The following is a 17,734-nucleotide window of genomic DNA, read 5'->3' as shown; positions in this document are numbered from 1 at the left end:
GGGTCAGACCGTGGCGGTGAAGGCGCCATCCACATAAAGGATGTGGCCATTGACGAAGGCAGCGGCGGGCGAAGCGAGAAAGACCACGGCGCCGCCCAGTTCCTCGGGCTGGCCCCAGCGGCCCATGGGGGTGCGCGTCTCGATCCAGGCGTTGAACTTGTCATCCCTCAGCAGGGCTTCATTGAGCTCGGTGGCGAAATAGCCCGGCGCGATGCCGTTGACGTTCAGGCCATGGCGGGCCCAGTCGACCGCCATGCCGCGCGTGAGATTGGCGACGGCGGCCTTGCTGGCGGCATAGGGGGCCACCGAGGGGCGCGACATGTCCGACAGCAGCGAACAGATATTGATGATGCGGCCGGCGCCGCGGGCGATCATGTAGCGGGCGACGGGCTGGCTGACATTGAACACCGAGGTCAGATTGGTGGCGATGACCTGATCGAATTTTTCGGGCGGGAAGGCCTCAAGGCTCGAACGGAACTGCATGCCGGCATTGTTGACCAGGATGTCGATGGGGCCGATCTCGTCCTCGATATGAGTGATGGCCTCGTTGATGCTGTCGCGGCTGGTGACGTCAAAGGCCACGGCATGGACAGTGGCGCCCGCCTCGGCGAGATCCTTGGCGGCGGCGCCCAGGGCGACGGTGTCGCGGGCATTGAGCACCACGGCAGCGCCGGCTTCGGCCAGGGCGCGGGCCATGGCCAGGCCCAGGCCGCGGCTGGAGCCGGTGACCAGGGCGCGCTTGCCGGTCAGATCGAAGGGGGATGGCATGGGGCGTCTCCGATTTGGCGGGTCTGGGATCTGCGGGATTGACCTAGCAAGAAAAACTACCATACAAGACGGCGAATTTGGGCCAAAAATGCGTGAAAGCGGCTTCCGTCCGCCGCCGTATTGTGGTCAGGTTCGCCGCCGCGCGCAGCGTCGTGTGCGCATGATAGACGAAAATCCTCGGAAGGACTGCTGGTATGTCGACAGCTGATATTGGCCTGATCGGCCTTGCTGTGATGGGCTCGAACCTGGCCCTCAACATCGCCGAAAAAGGCTACACCGTCGCCGTACACAACCGCACCGCGTCGCGTATTGATGACTTTGTCGTCACGGCCAAGGCACAGGGCCTGGACGGCAAGGTCATCCCCGAAGCCGACCTGGCCAAGTTCGTTCAGGCCATCAAGGCGCCGCGCTCGATCATCATCATGGTCAAGGCCGGCAAGCCGGTGGACGAAATGATCGAAGAGCTGTTGCCGCATCTGGACAAGGGCGATGCCATCATCGAATGCGGCAATTCGCTGTTCACCGATACGCAGCGCCGCTTTGACTATCTCAAGCCCAAGGGCATCGGTTATCTGGGCGTCGGCGTGTCCGGCGGCGAAGAGGGCGCTCGTCACGGTCCCTCCATCATGGTGGGCGGCTCCAAGGAGCAGTGGCACAATGCCGAGGCGGTGCTGACCGCCATTGCCGCCAAGTTCAATGGCGAGAGCTGCTGTGCCTATCTGGGCGAAGGCGGCGCTGGCCACTTCGTCAAGACCATCCACAATGGCATCGAATATGGCGACATGCAGATGATCGCCGAAGTCTATGGCGTGATGCGCGATGGCCTGGGCATGTCGCCCAAGGACTGCGCCGCCGTGTTCAAGGAATGGAACAAGGGTCCGCTCAATTCCTACCTCATCGAAATCACCGGCCATGTGCTGGACGCCGTGGATGGCGAAACCGGCAAGCCGCTGGTCGAGCTGATTCTCGACAAGGCCGGGCAGAAGGGCACGGGCGTCTGGTCCGCCATTGCCGCCCAGCAGATGGGGGTGCCGGCGACGGCCATCGAAGGCGCCGTGGCGGCCCGCTCGATCTCCTCGCGCAAGGATGAGCGCGTGGCGGCTGAAGCCATCTATGGCAAGCCCAACCGCGCCAAGACCGACGTGACCCTGGCTGAGCTCGAAAAGGCGCTGCTGGCTGGCAAGATCGTCAGCTATGCCCAGGGCTTTGCCGTGATCGCCAAGGCATCGGAAGAAAACGGCTGGGCCCTGCCGCTGGCCACCATCGCCAAGATCTGGCGCGCCGGCTGCATCATCCGCTCGCGCTTCCTCGATCAGATGAGCTCGGCCTATGCCAAGGGCGGCAATGTCAATCTGCTGGTGGTGCCCGATTTCGTCGCCATCATGAAGGACAGCCACCCCAGCCTGCGCAAGGTGGTGGCCGCTGCCGCAACCGGCGAATTCCCGATGATCTGCCTGTCGGCGGCGCTGAGCTATTTCGACAGCTATCGCCAGGCCCAGGGCACGGCCAATCTGATCCAGGGCCAGCGCGACTTCTTCGGCGCGCATGGCTTCGAGATCGTCGGCCGTGGCACCGATCTGCACGGCACCTGGCCCTCGACGCTGGGCAAGTAAGGCTGCCCCGCTTCAGCGGCGAGCGCGTTGCGACTTTGTGAAGGGGCCCGGTCAGCAAAGACCGGGCCCCTTTGGCATCACGGCAGCAGGACGGCGTCGATGACGTGGATTATGCCATTGTCGGCCTTGATGTCGGCGCTCACGACATTGGCGGCATTGGACGCTGCGACGGTCACGCCATGGTTGGCTGCACTCTTGGTCACCGCCAGCATCTTTGCGGAGTTCAGCGTCTTGACGTGGATGGCGCGGCCCGGAAGCTGGTTGGACGCCAGTTCGCGCGGCAGAACATGCAAGGTCAGGATGGCGATCAGCGCATCCTTGTTCTCAGGCTTGAGCAGGTTTTCGACTGTGCCGGCGGGCAGGGCGGCAAAGGCCTCGTCGGTGGGGGCGAACACAGTGATATTGTCCGTGCTGGCAAGGGCATCGGCCAGGCCAGCAGCCGTTGCCGCGGCCAGCAAGGTGCCAAAGGTCCCAGCGCCCTGTGCGGTTTCGACGATATTGGCGGCCTGGACGGGGGCAAGGCTGATCGGCGCAAACAGAACGGCGGCAAGGGCCACCGATTTCAAACGACGCATTTAGGTTTCCTCCGGGTTCTGGCTCGGCGCTGTGCCCAGCCTTATCCTGCTACGCCTGGCAATGGGGGCCGGTTTGGCCCTGCAGCGCTGCACACGGAAAAATGATCGACTGGGCGTGGCGCTCAGCGGGCTGCCTCACAGCGCCTGAAACATCACATAGCTGTCCACATAGCCGTGGCTGGGGTGGTTGAAGGCCTGGGGCAGGGTGCCGACGATCGTAAAGCCCATGGCCTGCCACAGGGCCACGGCCCGGGTGTTGGTCGACACCACATGGTTGAACTGCATGGCGCGGAAGCCGCGGGCGCGGGCGCGGTCCAGCGAATGGGCGCACATGGCGCGGGCGACGCCCTTGCCTTGGGCTGACGCGGCAGTCATGTAGCCGCAATTGGCGACATGGGCGCCGCCGCCGCGCTGGTTGGGCATGAGGTAATAGGTGCCCAGGATGGCGCCGTCGCTCTCGGCGACGAAGACCTCATGATTGGCGGCAAACCAATAGGCAGTGATGGCTGTGGGATCGAGATCGCGCTCGATGACATAGGTCTCGCCGGCGGCCAGCACCGGGGTGACAATGGCGAGGATGGCGGCGTGGTCGGCCTCAGTGGCGGCGCGGATCCGGATTTCGGTCATCGTCGTTCTCGTCGATGGGCGCCACGCGGACCTGGCCGGGTGGCGGGGTTTCGGGCACATGTGGGTGGTCGGCGAGGCTGGGGCGATGGCCGAGCTCAAAACGCCAGGCCGCCAAACCAAACACGATCAGCGATACCACCACGGCAATGGCGCAGGCGATGAAGGGCGCGCCGGGGAAGTAGTGCCCGGTCTCGGGCGCACTGGAATAATAGGAAAAGATCTGCGTGGCCGCGAGCGGGCCGATAATGGTGGCCAGCGAACTGGCCGCGTTGACCGCGCCCTGCAGCTCGCCCTGGCTATTGTCGGGCACCTGGCGCGACAGCACGCCGTTGATGGCGGGCGGGGCGAGGCCACTGACGGTGCCGACGGCGATGAAAAGATAGAGTTGATAGACGTCGGCCGAAAAGGCGATGCCGGCAAAGGCGGTCGCGGCAAACAGCAGGCCGATGATGCCAACCGCCGGCTCGCCGATGCCCTTGGACAGCGGTCCGGCCAGGACAGCCTGGCTGAAGGCGAAACCTATGCCAAAGGCGCCCAGCGTGCGGCCAATCGAGGACGAGGTGAAGTTGAACACTTCCACGGTGAAGTAGCTGAAGATGGTGGGCAGGGCCTGCGTCGCCAGCTGCAGGAAGAACAGCACGACCAGCAGCCACAAGACGGCAGGATATTTGCGCAGCGCCAGCACGGCGCCAAAGGGGTTGGCGCGGCGGATGTCGAACTTGCGGCGCGAGGTCTTGGGCAGGCTTTCGGGCAGGACCAGCAGACCAAACAGGAAATTGGCAAAAGCCAGGGCCGCCGCGGCGTAGAAGGGCACGCGCGGGCCGAACTCGCCCAGCTCGCCGCCGATGACGGGGCCGATGATGAAGCCCAGGCCGAAGGCCGCGCCGATCAGGCCGAAGCGGTGGGTGCGCTTATGGGGCGGGGTGATGTCGGCCATATAGGCGGTGGCGGTAGCCAGGGCCGCGCCAGCAATGCCGGCGATGACGCGACCGATGAACAGGTACCAGACCACCGGGGCGATCGACATCATCAGATAGTCAAAGGTCAGGCCAAGCAGCGACAGCAGCAGCACGGGGCGGCGCCCGAAGCGGTCAGACAGATTGCCCAGCACCGGCGAAAAGACGAACTGCATGAAGGCATAGACAAAGACCAGATAGCCACCGATCACCGCGGCATTGGCGACGCTGCCGCCCGTGAGGTCTTCGAGCAACTCGGGCAGCACCGGCACGATGATGCCCACGCCGATCATGTCGAGCAGAATGGTCACCAGGATGCAGGCGAGGGTCAGCCGTGAGCGGGTCGATGCTTGCATGCTTGGTGCTTGTGTTCTTGTCGTTGTGTGAGCCCGAGGATGTGTCGCGCAGTTGACACAGGCCTAGCCGGCAAAGCAAGGCCGAAGGGGAAATTGGCCGGATGCTGCGGCGCTTGGACGCCCTCAAACCCCTGCGGCGCCAGCGCTCTTGGGCTGTGTCGGGGGGCGGGAACTGGCGGTATCGGCGGCCTGCGCATCATGGCCATAGAGCCAGGACAGGCGATTGAGATGGCCAGTGGGGCCCTGGGCGACAATGACAGAATCGCGCGCCTTGCTCATGGGCCAGCCGAGATGGAAAATCCGGCCATTGTTGAGGCTGGTGCGGGCGACGCGGCTGACGCGGGGCTGGCGGATGGCGGCATAGCGGGCGAAGGCGGCTTCGGCATCGTCGGTGTCGAGCAGCAGGGGCGCCAGCACGGCAGCATCCTCAATGCCCATGGCCGCGCCCTGGGCCTGGAAGGGCACCATGGCATGGGCAGCGTCGCCGATCAGGCCGATATGGCCGCGATGCCAGACGGGTGTGGTGACGGTATAGAGCGGCCAGGGTGTCCAGCTGTTGCCGGCGGCGGCCAGGATGGCGGCCAGGCGCGGATTGCGGCGGGTGCCGGGCAGGGCAGGCACGCTGCCGGCCTTGTCGACGCTGGCCGGGCCGTGGACGAACAGGGCAATATTGACCTGGCCACGATGGGGCAGCGGATAGCAGACGACATGATAGTCGGGCGCGAAGAGCACAGTCACCCGGTCAAGCCCCAGTTGGGCCCGCACGGCGTCGAAGGGCAGCAGGGTGCGCCAGGCGACCCGCTCGCCAAAGCGGGCGTCGGGGCCTTCGAGCACCTGGCGGCGCGTCTGGGAATGCACGCCATCGGCGCCGATGAAGGCCTTGCCGCGGCTGGTGCGCGCTTCGCCATCGGCGGTGTCGATGGAGACCGAGACGCCGCGGGCATGGGAGACGACATCCCATTGGCGCACGCCGAACAGCACATTGATGGCGCGGTCGCGGCGGGCGGCTTGGTACAGCGTCTCGACCAGATCGGCGCGGTGCATCACCACATAGGGGGCGCCAAAGCGGCTGCGCATCGCCGGCCCCAGGGCCAGGGTGGTCAGCGGGGTGGTGGCGTCCTGGGGGAAGAGGTCGATGCCGGTGGGCTCGAGGCTGACGCCGGCCACGGCGCTGTCCAGCCCGAGTCGATCGAGCACGCGGCGGGCATTGGGGCTGATCTGCAGTCCGGCACCGAATTCGGAGATGCGCTCATTGCGCTCCAGCACGGTGACGCGGCCGCCGCGCTGCGCCAGCGCGAGCGCCAGCGTCAGACCGCTGATTCCCGCGCCGGCGATGAAGAAGGTTTGGCCGGTGTCCGGCATGGGAGGCCTTAGGCGGCAGTGGCGGTGTAAAGGGCGGACGCAGGGTTGCAGGTGCCGGCGGCCAGGCGCGAATTGAACACGTAATGCGTCGAGCAATAGGGGCAGATGATCTCGTCATCGGTGCCCATGTCGAGGAAGACGTGGGGATGATCGAAGGGCGGCAAGGCGCCGATGCACTGGAATTCCCTGGAGCCAACCTCGATGCGGCGAAGACCCTCGGTATTGTGGAAGTGTGGCGTGGTGCCGTGTGCCATCGAAAAGAACCCGGTGCGGTGTTGATTTGGCCGGACCTTAGTCCAAGGCATGGGGCAATGGAAGGCTTGCGCGGGCAATCGGCTATTGATTTGTCGCGGCATTCCCGCGCACACAGGCCCGACGACGCCGCCTGCCCATGGAGACAGCCATGCCCAATTTCCAGTCCGACGGATTGACCCTGGCCTATGAGACCGCCGGCAATGGCCCGCCGGTGCTCTGCATCCATGGCTTTGCCTCGAGCGGACAGGTGAACTGGATCGAGACCGGCTGGGTCGAGACGCTGGTGGCGGCGGGTTACACGGCCATTACGCTCGACAATCGCGGCCACGGCGCCTCGGAAAAGCCCTATGACCCGGAGCGCTACCATCCCCAGGCCATGGCCGAGGATGCCATCGGCCTGCTCGACCATCTGGGAATCGCCCGGGCGGCGCTGCTGGGCTATTCAATGGGTGCGCGCATCGCCGCCTTTGCTGCCTATGCGCATGAGGAGCGCGTTGCCTGCGCCATTTTCGGCGGCATGGGCCTCAACCTCATCAATGGGCTGAGCGATGGCAATGACATCATTGCCGGGCTGCGGGCGCCGTCGCTGGACGGGCTGACCCATCCCACGGCGCGGCAGTTCCGCATTTTTGCCGAGCATACCGGCGCCGACCGCGAAGCGCTGGCGGCCTGCATGGAAACCTCGCGTGACCCCATGGCGCGGGCCGATGTACGGCGCATCAGCGTGCCCGTGCTGGTGGCGGTGGGCGAGGCCGATGCGATGGCGGGCGCACCCGGGCCGCTGGCCGAGTTGTTGCCGCAGGGCGAGGCCTATGTGATCCCCAAGCGCGACCATATGCGGGCCACTGGCGACAGGGCGTTCAAGGCTGCGGCATTGGCGTTTCTGAGCAAGACCTTCCCCGCGCACAGCGTTTCGTGAACCAATCACGTCGTCCGACCTTTGAAATGGCGGCAATAGTGGTTATATCGTTAGCCTACGATACGTCAGAGGCCCGACATGACCACCCAGGCAAAGACCCCCGTCAAGCTGCAGTCGGTTGATCCCGTCTGGGAGGCCGTGCGTGCCGGGGCACAGCAGATCGTCAGCAATGAACCATCGCTGGCCAATCTGGCCGTCTCGGCGATCCTGAATCACGACAGTTTCGAGCAGGCGCTGGCCCATCGGCTGGGCGCGCGACTGCACCACGAGGATGTCTCGGCTGATCTGATCCGTCAGGCCTTTGCCGAGATCCTGGCGGACCATCCCGAGATTGGCGCCGTGGCGCGCGTTGACCTGGCGGCGACGCTGGAGCGCGATCCGGCTTGCCACCGCGCGGTGGAACCGTTGCTGTTCTTCAAGGGCTACCAGGCCATCCAGACGCATCGCTTTGCCCATGCCATGTTCAAGGCGGGGCGGCGCGATTTCGCGCTGTACCTTCAGAGCCGCTCCAGCCAGGTGTTTCAGGTCGACATCAATCCCGCCGTGCCGATGGGCAAGGGCATTATGCTCGATCACGGCACGGGCCTGGTGATTGGGGAGACGGCGGTGGTGGGCGATAATGTGTCCATGCTGCAGGGCGTAACCCTGGGCGGCACCGGCAAGTCCGAGCAGGACCGTCACCCCAAGATCGGCGATGGCGTGTTGATCGGGGCCGGGGCCAAGGTGCTGGGCAATATCATCGTGGGTTGCTGCTCGCGCATCGGCGCGGGGTCGGTGGTGCTCAAGGAAGTGCCGCCGCACACGACGGTGGCGGGCGTTCCGGCCAAGGTGATCGGTGAGGCGGGCTGCGCACAGCCGGCACTGGTGATGGACCAGATGGTGCTGGTGCACGACGCCAACGGCTGAGGCTGCAAGCCGGCACAGCGCGTTGTCACCGCTAAAATGGCTGATTTCAGGGGTTGTGTGGGCGCTGGCGGTGACTAGATTGCCGGCTCAACGCAAACCGCAGGACATGTGACAGTGAAACAACCCGAGATCCTCAAGCTGCAGAAGTTCCTGCAGGTGAAGTTCAACAACAAGAACATCGACGTGCGCCCGCGCGCCAAGCTCGACGACTCGGTGGAAGTGTTCATCGGTGATGAATCGATCGGGCTGATCCATGCCGACGACGAGGACGGCGACAAGTCCTACATCTTCAACATGTCGATCCTGGATATCGACCTGGACGATATCGCCTGAGCTACCAGGCGCCGATCGGCCTGAGCCAGCGCTCCATCTGGATATCGAACTGGCGCCACGATTGCAGAACCGTGGCGTCGAAAGCATAGACCGCGGCTATGCCGCTGGGCAGATAGACGGTCCGCACGCATTGGCGTGCCTGCTCGGGTTCGACCGCATCCATGCATTTGGCCACGAAGGGATTGGGCGAGATGGCATCATACCAGATGCTCTCGCCGCTATAGCCCTCGGACTGCTGCATGGGCTTGCCCACCAGGCCCGACACGCCTGACAAGGTGTCATCCCCAAACTGATGCAGATAGACGCGGTCGAGCAGGCTCGCGCTGGTGCTGGCGCGGCTGCGCGGCAGCAGGGTCACATCCACCGGCAGGGGCGTCACGCCATCGTCTGCGGTCAGCACCACCTTGAGATCGATCTGATTGGTGAAGCCATCGCGAATCTGTTCGCCATAGCGAAACCAGCGCGTGGGGATATGCAGCTCGCGTCCGGAAATGGTCTGCGCCACCGGTTCACCATCGGTCAGCGCCGGCTGGGGGAGCTTTGTGGCCTGGCCCAGCTCATCGACCAGATAGGCCGCTCCGACCGACAGCAAGCCCACCAGCACGGCAATGCCGGCCAGATTATAGGCCAGGCCTGAATGATCGTGTCGCCCCTTGGCGGGGGCCGATGGAATGCTCATGGCCAGCGTTAACCAGTATCGGAGACGGAGAGTGACACCGCAGTGGGGGGGCAATATGCTTAATGAACGGTTAATAAACACGGCGACCCACCACACAAGGGCGCCGGCAGGGGGCAGTGTGACCAAGGAATTGTTGCTGGCGGCTTTCCTCATTGGCGTGGGGCTGTGCATCGCGGGTGCGGCGACGCATCTCTATCAGTGGCGCGCAGGCCAGCAGGCCATGCTGCGCTATGATGGCAAGACCTTCCTGGGCTCGATGGGCAATCTGGCCATGAGCTTTGTGTGCGGGCCCTATATCATGCTGCAGATCGGCTGGCGGCACGAAGACAATGGCACGCTGTCGATGACCTCGGCGCTGGTGTCGGCCATCGTGGCCTTCGGCTGGGCCTTCATCACGGGCTTGTTGTTCATGGGCGCCTATGTCGCCATCCACCCGTAAGGGGCGAGCGGGCAGGCATTGAAACAAAACAGCAAGGCCGGTGTCGCGATGCGACACCGGCCTTACTCTTCAGATCCCTATCAGGGTTGGACTTGGGCGGGATCCGGAACTGGCAAGCGCTAGCGGATGGCGGCGGTGGCGACCACAGTCTGGCGGTCGTCGATCATATCCACCCACTGGCCGGCATTGGCCTGGGACTGGCGCTTGATGAATTTGTAGGGCGTGGCATTCCACAGATCGACGCTGCCGATCTGGTTGTCGAGCACCAGGTCGCCGCGATCGGTGCGGACGGTGAGCACGGCATGGCCTTCGCCATTGGGCTGCTTGACCACGGTGAGCAGCAGGGTGCTGGCGGGCCAGCCCTGGTTGATCAGCTCGCGGCGCTTTTCCAGCGCATAGTCTTCGCAATCGCCATAGCCATTGGGATAGGTCCAGAACTCGCTGACCTTGTAGAGCTGCTCATCGGTCACCGGGACCACGGCGGCATTGACCTGGGCGTTGGTGTTGAGCAACTGCTGCCAGAGGGCCTCGGTCAGCGGCACGGCGGAGATCACCTGGGCATTGGGACCGCATTCCTGCGGGCGCTGCTGGCAGAACTCGGCGTGACCGACCGGAATGCTGGCGGCGCCGTCGCGGGTCTGCACAAAGGCGACATTGGTGGTGTCGTAGGCCAGTGCTGGTGCGGTCAGCGCGCTTAGCACCATGATGGCGCCCAGCAGTGTCGCTCCCAGTCCCTTTTTGCTCGATGGCATTGTGTAATCTCCCTGATGGAGATCACGTTAGGGGCCGCGACTTGCGCCGGTCCGAAAACTGCCGCGTAGTTTTTATGCGTGTTTTATCGAGTGGATTCGGGGCTGGTTAACCATGCAGATCAGGGGCTTGGGGGAAGCAGCTCATCGGCTGATTCCAGCCTGCACCTTGGCCAGCACCGCATCGTCCTGGCCGGCGCCGCGGCGGCACTGCTTGGAGCCGATATGGATGGCATAGGCGTCGGGCAGGCGGCGGGACTGGTAGGAAAACTCCCGGGCCAGGGTCTGGCCGGGATCCATGTGCCAGTTCTGATGATGGGCGATGAGCGTGGCGCCGGCGGCATCCACCACCAGGGCGGTGACGCAGACGAAGTCATCGTCGCGCGTGTCCATATTGGTCAGTGCCTGGGTGAGGCGTAGCGTGGTGCCCACGATGGTGAGCGTGACATCCGCCCACTGGTTGCGCTTCCAGTCCCATCGCTGGTGATAGGGCGGGCAGGTGACGGTGCGGCCGCTGTCTTGGCACTGGGCAAGGGGAATGGTGCGCCAGGCATAGTCGCGCCAGTCGGCCTTGCCACCGGCCAGCGCGGGGGCAGTGGAGAGCAGGGACAAGACGGTGAAGAGCAGGGAAAGCCGGCGCAGTGTCATGACACTGTCATAGCTGCTTGCGGGCGCTTTTCTACTCACGAAGTGGAAAGGGCCGTAGGGCCCGTCAGTTCATGCGCAGGTTCTGCTGCACGACGGTGAGCATTTCCTGGGCCGAGGAAAACTCGACGGCCACGCCATCCTGGAAATGGCGCATGACGCGGGCGCGCATGCGGCCCAGCGTCACCGGGGTGCCGATCGCCGGGCGCACGTCCAGCTCGATGGCGGCGCCGGAGAGCGAAATGTCGATGATCTTGCAATTGTAGCGGCGGCCATCGTCGAGCACGACGGTGGAATGGCGGATATCGGGCACCACGCGCTCGTGGCGGCGATCCTCGGGAAGGTTGAGCACATCCTTGTTGGCCAGCCAGGTGAGCTGGGCCGCCATCTTGTCGCGCTTGCGCGGCGAGGCGGTGATGTCCATCAGGAAGCCGCCATCAATCTGGTTGATGACGGTGCCTTCAATGCGGCCGATCTGATCGAGATAGGCAATGACGCGCTCGCCGACCAGGCCGGCGGCCGGGGCAATGACAATGGCATCGCCGGGCGACATTTCGAGCACCTGGCAGGGGAATTCACGCCGATCGGCCAGCATGTAGCGGCCAAGCACCGACACGCGCACACGCTGAAACTTGCCCTCGGTGGCGCGGGTGCGCACAGGGGCTATGAACTGCGGTGAGGGGAGGTCGTCGCTCAGCATTCGCCTGACTACATGGCCCGAGGGGTAATGGGCATCACTCTAGGCAGGTCTGGTTAATGCATTGTTGTTCGCAGAAATATTTGCGCGGCAAAACCCGCGCAAATTGTCTGCTTTCAATGTCTTATGTGCTTACTGGCGTCCGCCGTCGAGCACAGCCAGATGCGCATAGCGGCGGGCGGTGCGGCCGAAGACAACGGCCGGCATGGCCATGGGCGTTGCCGAGGTGCCATAGGGCGTGTCGTTGACGATCTTGGTGGAGACTTCGCGCACCTTGTCCTCAAGGGCGATGTCGTCCGGCCAGATCAGACGCAGGCCCGAGATGCGCTGCTCCATGATGGGCTGCACGCCCAGCCAATAGGGCTCGTCGATGGCGGTCATGGCGCCGAGCAGGCGCGTATGGGTCGAGCCATTGTGACGCAATGGCATCAGAATCATCTCGAAGGTGACTTTGGTGTGGATGGCGGTGGTGCCCTGGAAGGTCACCAGCGCCACGGCGTGATCCTCGGTTACGGCGCGGATCAGCGTATCCATGGCGTCGCCATCGCGCTCATGCCAGAGGGCGGAGAAGGAGCGCCCCTTGAGCTCGCGGCAATAGCTCGAGCACAAATGCGAGCCGGCGAGGCGGAAGGAGAACTTGTCGCTCTCATCGAGTTCGAGGATGAAGGTATTGGCCAGGGCATCGCGAATCCGCGTGGGATCGATGTCCTTGCGCTCGGGCGCGCTGCGCGATCCACGAATGGAATTCCAGTAATCGTAGAGCGTCTTGGTGCTCGCCTTTTGCATGTCCTGATCCGCCAATCGAAAGTCGTGCGCCCAAGTCGCTGGACGCTCCCGCCGTGCGCCGACATTGGCAAAACCGGGCCGCAAAAGCGCCCTTAAACAAAAGTTAAGGTTAACGCGGCTGTCCCGATGTGGAAAAGAAAGCTGTAAGCCGCAGGCCACCAGCGAGTCGGAGTGAAGTGATGGTTGAACAAGGTCCCCCGCCGGCAACGGCCCAGTCCTCCGGGCGGGAGCCGGTGTTCCTGCTGCCGGGGGCGATTGCGGCGCTGGCCGGGGTGATGGTGGCGATTCACCTTGCGTCAACCTTGGTGCTTAACGCCGAGGGCATGACGCAGCTGATCTTCTGGTTCGCCTTTCTGCCGCAAAGAATCATCGAAGCGCCCAATGATCTGTCGCTGGCGATTCCGCTGATCTGGACGCCGTTCAGTCACGCCTTTCTGCATGGCAGCTGGGAGCACTTGATCTTCAACGTCGCCTGGCTGGTGATCTTCGGCACGCCGGTGGCCCGGCGCTATGGGGCAGGGCCGATGATGGCCATCTTCCTGGTGTCGGCTGCGGCTGGCGCGGCGCTGTTTGCTGCCACCACGCTCAGTTCGGGGGCCTTTCTCATCGGCGCCTCGGGCGGCATTTCCGGGCTGACGGGCGCAGCCATGCGCTTCATCTTCCAGCCAGTGATCGTGGTGCCACATCCGGAAACGGGGCAGCCGGTGGTGGCCGGGCGACGGTTGGCCAGCTTTGCCGAAGTGTGGCGCAACAGCCGGGCCCGGGGCTTCATCTTGATCTGGCTGGTGCTCAATGCGGCGGTGCCGCTGCTGCCGCTGGTGATCGGCGCGCAGGTGGATGTCGCCTGGCAGGCGCATCTGGGCGGCTTTATCGCTGGGCTGTTGATGGTGGGTCTGTTCGAGCGCCGCAGCGCCGATCAGGAGGCGTAGACGTCCTTGGGATCGAACAGGAGCGGCAGGCCGGTGTCTTGGAGACGTGCTGCCCCATCCTCGACAATCGCGCGGCGATAAAAGCAGCTCTTGCGACCAGTGTGGCAGGCAGCGCCGCGCCCGGTCTGGTTGACGGTGAGCACGATGGCGTCCTGGTCGCAGTCGACGCGCAGTTCGACCACCTCTTGCAGCTCGCCCGAGGTTTCGCCCTTTTTCCAGATCTTGCCGCGCGAACGCGACCAGTAATGGGCGATGCCGGTCTCGAGCGTCAGGGACAGGGCCTGGGCATTCATATGCGCCAGCATCAGCACATCCTTGCTGGACGCCTCGATGGTCACGACGGTCACCAACCCGGACGCGTCAAAGCGCGGCGCGAACTGGGTGCCTTCTTCAAGCTGCTCGTGACTGAGGGCGGTGGGGTCGGTGAAGGAAATGCTCATGGTGCTTTCTATCGCCGGCCCCACCGGCATGCCAGCGTGATTTGCGGTCAGCGTCGGCTGATCATGGCGAGGAACCGGTCCTGCTCCACGCGATCCTCGGCGAACACGCCGGTGAAGCGATGGGTGACGGTTGAGGCGCCATGGGCGCGGACACCGCGCATGGACATGCACATGTGTTCGGCTTCCAGCATCACCGCGACGCCGCGCGGGTTGAGATGCTCATTGATAGCATCAACGATCTGGGCGGTGAGATTTTCCTGGGTCTGCAGGCGGCGGGCAAAGACTTCGACCAGCCGGGCCAGCTTGGACAGACCCACCACGCCATCATGGGGCAGATAGGCGATATGCGCCTTGCCGACGAAGGGCACCATGTGGTGCTCGCAATGGGAGTTGAAGGGGATGTCGCGGACCAGAACGATGTCGTCATAGCCGCCGACGTCGCGGAAGGTCTTGGAGAGGACCGTGCCGGCATCCTGATCATAGCCGGCGAAGAATTCGCCATAGGCCTTGGCGACCCGGGCAGGGGTCTCGAGGAGCCCCTCGCGCGACGGATCATCGCCGGCCCAGGCGATCAGCGTGCGCACGGCCGCTTCGGCTTCGTCTTTGGACGGGCGCGCCAGTGTACTGGCAGGGGCAGGCACGGCGCCGAGGCTCGTCTGGCCAAGAGTCTTGGGGTGGGCATCCATGAGGTGGCTCCTTTGCACCAAGACAATACGCGGCCGGTGAGAAATCGGACCACACGCAGGTGGCGGCCCTGACAGATTGTCCGGGACGACCTATATAGGCAGGGTCCGTGACGGCGACAAGAAACTGAGTTGTTCGACAAATGGAACTGAGCGATCTCTATTCCCAGAAGATACTCGATCTGGCCGGCAATGCCAGTCAGCCGCCGCGCCTGGCGCATCCGGACGCTTCAGCGCGCAAGGTCAGCCGGGTCTGTGGCTCGGTGATCGAGGTGGATATCGTGCTGCGCGATGGCGTGATCGTGGACTATGGCCACGACCTGTCGGCCTGCGCTTTGGGGCAGACCTCGGCGGCGGTGGTGGCGCGGGAGATCGTGGGCACCCCCGTTGATGAGTTCCGAGCCCTGCGCGAGCGCATGCATGCCATGCTCAAGACCGAGGGCGCGCCGCCGCAGGGCAAGTGGAGCGATCTGGGCTATCTTGAGCCGGTGCGCGGCTTTCCGGCGCGGCATATGTCGACGCTGCTGGTGTTTGATGCGGTGGTGGAGGCGCTGGAAAAAGCGCAGCCGACAGAATCGCTTAGGGCGATGCGTTGATGGATCGAATCCTGGCCCTGTTCTGGCGCGTGGTTGATCTGCCGTTCAAGCTGGTCGCGGTGTTCCTGATCACGCTCTATCGCTATACGCTCTCGGCCTTCACCGGGCGCACCTGCAGGCACCTGCCGACCTGCTCAGAATACACCGGCAAGGCCATCTGGACTTTCGGCTTCTGGCCGGGCGGCTGGATGGGGCTGGCGCGCTTTGTGCGCTGTCGGCCCGGCGGCACGCATGGCTATGATCCGGTGCCCGAAAGCCTGCCTGCAGAGGGACGCTGGTATCGGCCCTGGCTCTACGGCCGCTGGTCCTGAGGGATCTCTGCTTTTGCATTGGCGGGACTGAGATTTTGGCACCCTTGGCTGGAAAAGGCCAAAATCCGTGCTAGACAGGCCGCCTTGTTGTGACAACCACAACAGCAAACCCAATTTCTGGAGACCTAAAATGTCGATCAAGGTGACGTTCCCCGATGGTGCAGCTCGCGACTATACGCGTGGCACCACCGGCACCACCGTGGTCGAAGGGATCTCCAAGAGCCTGGCCAAGAAGACGGTCGCCATGAAGTGGAACGGCGTGCTGTCGGACCTGAGTGACCCGCTCAATGAAGACGGCCGCATCGAGTTCGTGACGCGCGACTCTGGCTCCAAGGACGTGCTGGAGCTGATCCGCCATGACGCAGCACATGTGCTTGCCGAAGCGGTGCAGGAGCTGTGGCCGACCACGCAGGTGACGATCGGTCCGGTGATCGAGAACGGTTTCTACTACGACTTCAAGCGCGATGAGCCGTTCTCGGAAGAAGACTTCCCGGCCATCGAGAAGAAGATGGCCGAGATCATCGAGCGCGGCGCAGCCTTCACCAAGGAAGTCTGGTCGCGCGACCAGGCCAAGGACTTCTTTGCCGCCCGTGGCGAGAACTTCAAGGTCGAGCTGGTCGACGCCATTCCGGCCGACCAATCGCTCAAGATGTATAAGCAGGGGCAGTGGATCGATCTTTGCCGCGGCCCGCATATGCGCAGCGTCAAGGATGTCGGCCTGGCCTTCAAGCTGACCAAGGTGGCCGGCGCCTACTGGCGCGGCGACAGCAACAATCCTGTGTTGAGCCGCATCTATGGCACGGCGTTTGCGACCAGGGATGAGCTGGATGCCTATCTGCACATGGTGGAAGAGGCCGAAAAGCGCGACCATCGCAAGATCGGCCAGGAAATGGACCTCTATCATTTCCAGTCCGAGGCGCAGGGCAGCGTGTTCTGGCATCCCAAGGGCTATGTGCTGTTCAACCAGATGGAGGCCTATATCCGCCGCCGTCTGAACGGCTCGGGCTATGTCGAGGTCAAGACGCCGCAGCTGATGAGCTCGAAGTTCTGGGAACAGTCCGGCCATTGGGGCAAGTATCGCGAGAACATGTTCGTGGTGCCCGACGAGGTGCCCGGCACCGAGGATGAAGGTCCGGTGCTGAGCGGCAAGGGCGAGCTGATGGCGCTCAAGCCGATGAACTGCCCGGCGCATGTGCAGATCTTCAACCAGGGCATCAAGAGCTATCGCGACCTGCCGCTGCGTATGGCCGAGTTCGGCTGCTGCCACCGCAATGAGGCCCACGGTGCGCTGCACGGGCTGATGCGCGTGCGCCAGATGACGCAGGACGATGCGCATATCTTCTGCCGCGAAGACCAGATCCAGTCCGAGACCGAGCATTTCGTGCATCTGCTCTATTCGGTCTATGGCCATATGGGCTTTGACAATGTGGTCATCAAACTGGCCACCCGTCCGGAAAAGTTCGGCGGTACCATCGAGCGCTGGGATGCGGCCGAGAAAGCGCTGGGCGATGCCCTGCGCGCGACCGGCTATGACTTCGAGATCGCCGAGGGCGAGGGCGCCTTCTACGCGCCCAAGCTGGAGTTCCACCTCAAGGACGCCATTGGCCGGAGCTGGCAGGTGGGCACGCTGCAGCTCGACTATGTGCTGCCCGAGCGGCTCGATGCGACCTATATCGCCGAGGATGGCTCGCGCCAGTATGCGGTGATGCTGCACCGGGCGATCCTGGGATCGCTTGAGCGCTTCATCGGCATGCTGATCGAGAACTATGCCGGCAAGATGCCGATGTGGCTTGCGCCGACCCAGGTGGTGGTGGCGACCATCGTGTCGGAAGCCGATAGCTACGCTGAAAAGCTGGTGCGCCAGCTCAAGGCCGCAGGCATCCGCGCGGAGCTCGATGTGCGCAACGAGAAGATCAACTACAAGGTGCGCGAGCATTCCGTCGGCAAGGTGCCGCTGATGTTCGTGGTCGGCAAGCGCGAGGCCGAGGAGGGCACGGTATCCGTGCGTCGCCTGGGCACCGAGGGCCAGAAGGTCGAGCCGTTCATGGATGCCCTGGTGTCCCTGATGGCCGAAGCGACCCCGCCGGACCTCAAGGACAAGGCGGCCTGA

General features: G+C 64.0%; 22 protein-coding genes. 9 read left to right on the top strand and 13 right to left on the bottom strand.

Going from position 1 to position 17,734, the window contains the following annotated elements:
- Window positions 1–3: 3 nt before the first annotated feature.
- Window positions 4–768 (bottom strand): glucose 1-dehydrogenase, encoded by a 765-nt coding sequence (locus E8M79_RS13085; RefSeq protein WP_137152324.1) that lies wholly within the window; start codon window positions 766–768, stop codon window positions 4–6.
- Between the two features lie 194 nt (window positions 769–962).
- On the opposite strand from E8M79_RS13085, the gene gndA reads away from it, so the two are divergent.
- Window positions 963–2,381 carry an NADP-dependent phosphogluconate dehydrogenase gene (gene gndA / locus E8M79_RS13080; protein ID WP_137152323.1) on the top strand — a complete coding sequence of 473 codons (1,419 nt, stop codon included), beginning with the start codon at window positions 963–965 and terminating at the stop codon, window positions 2,379–2,381.
- 77 nt (window positions 2,382–2,458) lie between these two features.
- Here gndA and E8M79_RS13075 read toward each other — a convergent pair whose 3' ends face one another.
- The 5 genes from E8M79_RS13075 to E8M79_RS13055 all read right to left on the bottom strand — a co-directional run bounded on the left by E8M79_RS13075 (window position 2,459) and on the right by E8M79_RS13055 (window position 6,511).
- Window positions 2,459–2,956 carry a fasciclin domain-containing protein gene (locus E8M79_RS13075; protein WP_137152322.1) on the bottom strand — a complete coding sequence of 166 codons (498 nt, stop codon included), beginning with the start codon at window positions 2,954–2,956 and terminating at the stop codon, window positions 2,459–2,461.
- 135 nt (window positions 2,957–3,091) lie between these two features.
- A complete protein-coding gene (locus E8M79_RS13070) occupies window positions 3,092–3,574 on the bottom strand; it encodes a GNAT family N-acetyltransferase (protein ID WP_205747948.1) in 483 nt (160 codons plus the stop codon).
- Window positions 3,552–4,895 (bottom strand): MFS transporter, encoded by a 1,344-nt coding sequence (locus tag E8M79_RS13065; RefSeq protein ID WP_137152320.1) that lies wholly within the window; start codon window positions 4,893–4,895, stop codon window positions 3,552–3,554. The genes E8M79_RS13070 and E8M79_RS13065 overlap by 23 nt, the downstream gene beginning before the upstream one ends.
- A gap of 123 nt (window positions 4,896–5,018) precedes the next feature.
- Window positions 5,019–6,257 (bottom strand): FAD-dependent oxidoreductase, encoded by a 1,239-nt coding sequence (locus E8M79_RS13060; RefSeq protein WP_137152319.1) that lies wholly within the window; start codon window positions 6,255–6,257, stop codon window positions 5,019–5,021.
- An 8-nt stretch (window positions 6,258–6,265) separates the two neighbouring features.
- Window positions 6,266–6,511 (bottom strand): zinc-finger domain-containing protein, encoded by a 246-nt coding sequence (locus tag E8M79_RS13055; RefSeq protein WP_137152318.1) that lies wholly within the window; start codon window positions 6,509–6,511, stop codon window positions 6,266–6,268.
- 149 nt (window positions 6,512–6,660) lie between these two features.
- On the opposite strand from E8M79_RS13055, the gene E8M79_RS13050 reads away from it, so the two are divergent.
- From E8M79_RS13050 to E8M79_RS13040, 3 genes are all read left to right on the top strand, one after another.
- Window positions 6,661–7,431, top strand: a complete 771-nt coding sequence (locus tag E8M79_RS13050; RefSeq protein ID WP_137152317.1) for an alpha/beta hydrolase — start codon at window positions 6,661–6,663, stop codon at window positions 7,429–7,431.
- 78 nt (window positions 7,432–7,509) lie between these two features.
- Window positions 7,510–8,337 carry a serine O-acetyltransferase gene (cysE, locus tag E8M79_RS13045; protein WP_137152316.1) on the top strand — a complete coding sequence of 276 codons (828 nt, stop codon included), beginning with the start codon at window positions 7,510–7,512 and terminating at the stop codon, window positions 8,335–8,337.
- A gap of 114 nt (window positions 8,338–8,451) precedes the next feature.
- Window positions 8,452–8,670, top strand: a complete 219-nt coding sequence (locus tag E8M79_RS13040) for a DUF3126 family protein (RefSeq protein ID WP_137152315.1) — start codon at window positions 8,452–8,454, stop codon at window positions 8,668–8,670.
- 1 nt (window position 8,671) lies between these two features.
- On the opposite strand, the gene E8M79_RS13035 is transcribed toward E8M79_RS13040, so the two are convergent.
- Window positions 8,672–9,349 (bottom strand): hypothetical protein, encoded by a 678-nt coding sequence (locus E8M79_RS13035; protein ID WP_137152314.1) that lies wholly within the window; start codon window positions 9,347–9,349, stop codon window positions 8,672–8,674.
- Window positions 9,350–9,467: 118 nt separating this feature from the next.
- On the opposite strand from E8M79_RS13035, the gene E8M79_RS13030 reads away from it, so the two are divergent.
- Window positions 9,468–9,788 carry a hypothetical protein gene (locus E8M79_RS13030; protein WP_137152313.1) on the top strand — a complete coding sequence of 107 codons (321 nt, stop codon included), beginning with the start codon at window positions 9,468–9,470 and terminating at the stop codon, window positions 9,786–9,788.
- 119 nt (window positions 9,789–9,907) lie between these two features.
- On the opposite strand, the gene E8M79_RS13025 is transcribed toward E8M79_RS13030, so the two are convergent.
- From E8M79_RS13025 to E8M79_RS13010, 4 genes are all read right to left on the bottom strand, one after another.
- The gene (locus tag E8M79_RS13025) at window positions 9,908–10,540 is read right to left on the bottom strand and encodes a transglutaminase-like cysteine peptidase (protein WP_137152312.1); all 633 of its coding nucleotides are present in this window, start codon (window positions 10,538–10,540) and stop codon (window positions 9,908–9,910) included.
- Window positions 10,541–10,681: 141 nt separating this feature from the next.
- Window positions 10,682–11,185: a hypothetical protein gene (locus E8M79_RS13020; protein WP_137152311.1), complete on the bottom strand. Its 504-nt coding sequence runs from the start codon at window positions 11,183–11,185 to the stop codon at window positions 10,682–10,684.
- A 64-nt stretch (window positions 11,186–11,249) separates the two neighbouring features.
- Window positions 11,250–11,882, bottom strand: a complete 633-nt coding sequence (locus E8M79_RS13015) for a PilZ domain-containing protein (protein WP_137152310.1) — start codon at window positions 11,880–11,882, stop codon at window positions 11,250–11,252.
- Window positions 11,883–12,011: 129 nt separating this feature from the next.
- Window positions 12,012–12,665 carry a PAS domain-containing protein gene (locus E8M79_RS13010; RefSeq protein WP_137152309.1) on the bottom strand — a complete coding sequence of 218 codons (654 nt, stop codon included), beginning with the start codon at window positions 12,663–12,665 and terminating at the stop codon, window positions 12,012–12,014.
- Between the two features lie 179 nt (window positions 12,666–12,844).
- On the opposite strand from E8M79_RS13010, the gene E8M79_RS13005 reads away from it, so the two are divergent.
- On the top strand, window positions 12,845–13,594 hold the full coding sequence (locus E8M79_RS13005; RefSeq protein WP_137152308.1) for a rhomboid family intramembrane serine protease: 750 nt from the start codon (window positions 12,845–12,847) through the stop codon (window positions 13,592–13,594).
- Here the strand turns inward: E8M79_RS13005 and hisI are convergent.
- Window positions 13,582–14,034, bottom strand: a complete 453-nt coding sequence (hisI, locus tag E8M79_RS13000) for a phosphoribosyl-AMP cyclohydrolase (protein ID WP_137152307.1) — start codon at window positions 14,032–14,034, stop codon at window positions 13,582–13,584. The two genes, E8M79_RS13005 and hisI, sit on opposite strands and share 13 nt — an antisense overlap.
- Window positions 14,035–14,081: 47 nt before the next feature.
- Window positions 14,082–14,720, bottom strand: coding sequence for a GTP cyclohydrolase I FolE (folE, locus tag E8M79_RS12995; protein WP_137152306.1), 639 nt, complete (start codon window positions 14,718–14,720; stop codon window positions 14,082–14,084).
- Between the two features lie 140 nt (window positions 14,721–14,860).
- Between folE and E8M79_RS12990 the strand changes: the two genes are divergently transcribed.
- From E8M79_RS12990 to thrS, 3 genes are all read left to right on the top strand, one after another.
- Window positions 14,861–15,313, top strand: coding sequence for an iron-sulfur cluster assembly scaffold protein (locus E8M79_RS12990; RefSeq protein WP_137152305.1), 453 nt, complete (start codon window positions 14,861–14,863; stop codon window positions 15,311–15,313).
- The gene (gene yidD, locus E8M79_RS12985; protein ID WP_137152304.1) at window positions 15,313–15,624 is read left to right on the top strand and encodes a membrane protein insertion efficiency factor YidD; all 312 of its coding nucleotides are present in this window, start codon (window positions 15,313–15,315) and stop codon (window positions 15,622–15,624) included. The genes E8M79_RS12990 and yidD overlap by 1 nt, the downstream gene beginning before the upstream one ends.
- A 130-nt stretch (window positions 15,625–15,754) precedes the next feature.
- On the top strand, window positions 15,755–17,734 hold the full coding sequence (gene thrS, locus E8M79_RS12980; RefSeq protein ID WP_137152303.1) for a threonine--tRNA ligase: 1,980 nt from the start codon (window positions 15,755–15,757) through the stop codon (window positions 17,732–17,734).

The organism is Devosia sp. FKR38, from assembly GCF_005222805.1.
In the GTDB taxonomy this organism is placed as follows: domain Bacteria; phylum Pseudomonadota; class Alphaproteobacteria; order Rhizobiales; family Devosiaceae; genus Devosia.
Note: the sequence above shows the minus strand (reverse complement) of the source record. Positions and strands in the feature narration are given on the sequence as shown.